The following is a 3,216-nucleotide window of genomic DNA, read 5'->3' as shown; positions in this document are numbered from 1 at the left end:
GCTCCTCAGAATGACGAAAATCCGGGTGTGTGAAGAGGCATGTGAGCTTTGTCATGTACCATGGTGGAGGGATGGACGGGGAGACGCAAAACGGTGCGCCGGCGTTGCACTTGAGGTCGGCTGTTGACTATAATAACATCGTGAAGCCTCACGCGTCCCCCCTCATCTCAGTGCTGCCCTTCACCATGCCTATCGTACCCCACCCGCTGTCGGCGTCCGTGTACTCGCTGCTCGTCGCCTCCGCGTGCGCGCTTCTCCTTACCGGATGCCTGCCGTACGCCACCGGAACCACCGCGCATCCGGTCGACGAGGCCGATGGACCGGTGGCAACCACCACCGTCTACGCCGTGCCCAACGGACTCGAAGGTATCGACGAAAACGATCAGGACGAGGCCGTAGGATACATGGGCCTGGATACCGAAATCCGATTCGGGGTGAACGCCCAGACTGACGTAGGCGTGCGCCTGCCCGGCATTAGCGGCGTCGTGGTCAACGTAAAGCGCCGCTTTGTGGGCGCCGATACGTCCGGCTTCGCCATGGCTGTGATGGGCGGCACCGGGTTCATCAACTACGGGCAGAACTGGTACTTCGGCGGCACGCTCATCGCGTCGGGTCCCGAGGCTGCCACCCTGACGCCCTACGGCGGATCGCGCATCATGCAGACGCTTCCCTTGAGCGAGTCGGCCGCGTCGGATACGCCCACGGTGGGCGGCTTCTTCGGCGTACGGATTGGCAACCGGCAGCTGGGCATCTCGCCCGAGGTCGGCCTCTACTACGACGAGCCCGCCCTCGACATCTCGAACGACAATCCCGTGCTCTTCATCCCAAGCGTGACGATCCACGGACGCGGCCTGCTGGACGACCTGTTTCCGTGAGTGCCCGGATTCGTATGATGCACAGGGTGTATCTCGCACAGGCAGACCACGCCCTAATACACCTGCGGCACAATCCGCTGCGAATCGATCGGCGGACGCTCGTAGTCGAGTTCCTCTTGTTTGGGCGGCAGCGCGATCTCCGTCGGCATCACAAACTCCACCTCTTCATAGTCCACCATGCTCAAGAAATGGTGGATGCAGTTGAGGCGCGCCTTGCGCTTGATGTCTGATGGCACTACGTACCAGGGCGACGCCTCGGTGTCAGTGTACTCGAACATCGTGTCCTTCGCGCGTGAGTACTCCTGCCAGCGCGCCCGCGACTCCAGGTCGATCGCGCTGAGCTTCCACCGCTTGGTGTCGCTGTTGATACGCTTTTTGAACCGCTTCTTCTGCTCTTCGGCGCTGACCGAGAACCAGTACTTGATCAGCAGGATGCCCGAGGAAATGAGCAATTGCTCAAACTTGGGCGCATCCCGCAGGAAGCGCTCATACTCTTCGTCGGTGCAGAACCCCATCACGCGCTCCACGCCTGCCCGATTGTACCAGCTCCGGTCGAAAATGACAATTTCACCCGCCGACGGCAGATGCGCTACGTAGCGCTGAAAGTACCACTGCGTCTGCTCGCGCTCCGTTGGCTTATCGAGCGCTACCACGCGGCAGAAGCGCGGATTGAGCGGTTTGATGAGCCGCTTGATCGCACCGCCTTTGCCCGCTGCATCGCGCCCCTCGAACACGAGCACAACGCGCATCCCCTGCATCTTAACCCACTTCTGCAGCCGCCGCAACTCAATCCGGAGACGCTTGAGTTCCTTTTTGTATCGCTTCTTGGAGAGCTTCTCATCGGAGTGCATGGGCCGTACGGATGCTGAGGACGGTGCAGGAAAACGGACAGGGGGCGCCAGCAGAAGGCGGCTGTGTCCGGCTGGACCCAATAAACGAACCATCCGGGCAAACTGCGAACGAGGCAGAGCACCTTCTTCGTTCTGCACCCAACGGTTCCTGCATCGAGCGAACCCCCAAGCTCAGATCGTTTTATCGTATAAAAACGATGAAGGTGGCATAAATGAGCTTTTGTGGAGAAACCAACACACGTGCTCCATAATATCGTGTATCGACGATAAACAAAAAAGACATTCTCAGACCATGAATACATCCAACAATGAAATCCGTGAAGCTGTGCGTGCCAAATATGCGTCGCTCGCCGAAGGCACCACCAGCGGATGCTGCACCTCGTGCTGCGATTCCGATAGCGACGTAACCAACATGATTGGCGATGCCTACGACACCGTCGAGGGCTATGTAGCCGAGGCCGATCTCCAGCTCGGCTGCGGCGTGCCTACCGAACACGCCGGGTTAGAGACCGGGCAAACCGTAGTCGATCTCGGCTCGGGTGCCGGACTCGATGCGTTTGTGGCACGCCGCATTGTGGGTACGACCGGACGCGTCATTGGGGTGGACTTTGCCCCAGAGATGGTGGCGAAAGCGCGGTCTAATGCCGAAGCACTCGGATACGACAACGTCTCGTTCATCGAGGGCGATATCGAAGACCTTCCGCTCGACCCGGCCAGCGCCGATGTGGTGCTCTCGAACTGCGTGCTGAACCTGGTCCCCGACAAGGCGCGCGCCTTCTCCGAAATGCACCGCATTCTGCGTCCCGGCGGCCACTTCACCGTCTCCGATATCGTGTCCGAAGGCACGCTCCCAGATCCCATCCAGCGTTCGGCAGAGCTGTATGCGGGATGCGTAGCGGGCGCGCTGGAGGAGACCGATTACCTGCACAAGATCGCGTCGGCAGGTTTTGCGGACGTAGAGGTGCTATCGCGCCGCGAAATTAAGATTCCGGAGAAGGCGCTGCCAGCGGGCGTGACCTCGCTGGCAAATGCGGCGGCCATGGGCGGGGCGCGTCTGTGGAGCATTACGGTGCGGGGCGTGCGGGGGTGATCTGGAAATGAGTAACGTTGTGTACATGCAGCAATCCGCTCCACAGGTTGTTTGCCCCGCATGTTCGGAACAGCGTCACAAGGCAAGTAACCCACTGTGACTATCTGACCTGTCGATTCTCTGATTCATCGCCCAAACACGATGAAAGAGCCATGAGGATGCCTGCCTGTCCCGAACAGACTGCTCAACCTGCTGTATCGTGTATCGACGATAAACAAAAAGCCCTCTTTTCTAATCCGTCTGTACCCATGCCGAAAATTGATGTGTTTGATCCGCCCATGTGTTGCTCCACCGGCGTCTGCGGCCCCGAGGCCGACGATACGCTCGTCAGCTTTTCGGGTGCGCTGCGCTGGCTCCGGCGCCATGGCGTGGAGGTTACCCGCTACAACCCGAGTACGAC

Annotated in this window: 4 protein-coding genes; 3 read left to right on the top strand and 1 reads right to left on the bottom strand. The window is 59.8% G+C overall.

The window, feature by feature from the left end; all coding sequences use genetic code 11:
* The first annotated feature begins 185 nt into the window (after positions 1-185).
* The gene (locus PPP56_RS01605) at positions 186-875 is read left to right on the top strand and encodes a hypothetical protein (RefSeq protein ID WP_353562114.1); all 690 of its coding nucleotides are present in this window, start codon (positions 186-188) and stop codon (positions 873-875) included.
* A 53-nt stretch (positions 876-928) separates the two neighbouring features.
* On the opposite strand, the gene ppk2 is transcribed toward PPP56_RS01605, so the two are convergent.
* The gene (ppk2, locus tag PPP56_RS01600) at positions 929-1,726 is read right to left on the bottom strand and encodes a polyphosphate kinase 2 (protein ID WP_353562112.1); all 798 of its coding nucleotides are present in this window, start codon (positions 1,724-1,726) and stop codon (positions 929-931) included.
* A gap of 292 nt (positions 1,727-2,018) precedes the next feature.
* On the opposite strand from ppk2, the gene arsM reads away from it, so the two are divergent.
* Positions 2,019-2,816 carry an arsenite methyltransferase gene (gene arsM, locus PPP56_RS01595; RefSeq protein WP_353562110.1) on the top strand — a complete coding sequence of 266 codons (798 nt, stop codon included), beginning with the start codon at positions 2,019-2,021 and terminating at the stop codon, positions 2,814-2,816.
* 152 nt (positions 2,817-2,968) lie between these two features.
* On the top strand, positions 2,969-3,216 hold a 248-nt coding region (locus PPP56_RS01590), incomplete at its 3' end, for an arsenic metallochaperone ArsD family protein (protein ID WP_353562108.1).

Origin of the sequence: Longimonas sp., assembly GCF_040409695.1 — a bacterium.
Taxonomy (GTDB): domain Bacteria; phylum Bacteroidota; class Rhodothermia; order Rhodothermales; family Salinibacteraceae; genus Longimonas.
Note: the sequence above shows the minus strand (reverse complement) of the source record. Positions and strands in the feature narration are given on the sequence as shown.

What these genes read in the sequence shown, in the direction of transcription:
- PPP56_RS01605 (WP_353562114.1), top strand. Translation starts at nt 186, where the DNA reads ATGCCTATCGTACCCCACCCGCTGTCGGCGTCCGTGTACTCGCTGCTC.
- ppk2 (WP_353562112.1), bottom strand. Translation starts at nt 1,726, where the DNA reads ATGCACTCCGATGAGAAGCTCTCCAAGAAGCGATACAAAAAGGAACTC.
- arsM (WP_353562110.1), top strand. Translation starts at nt 2,019, where the DNA reads ATGAATACATCCAACAATGAAATCCGTGAAGCTGTGCGTGCCAAATAT.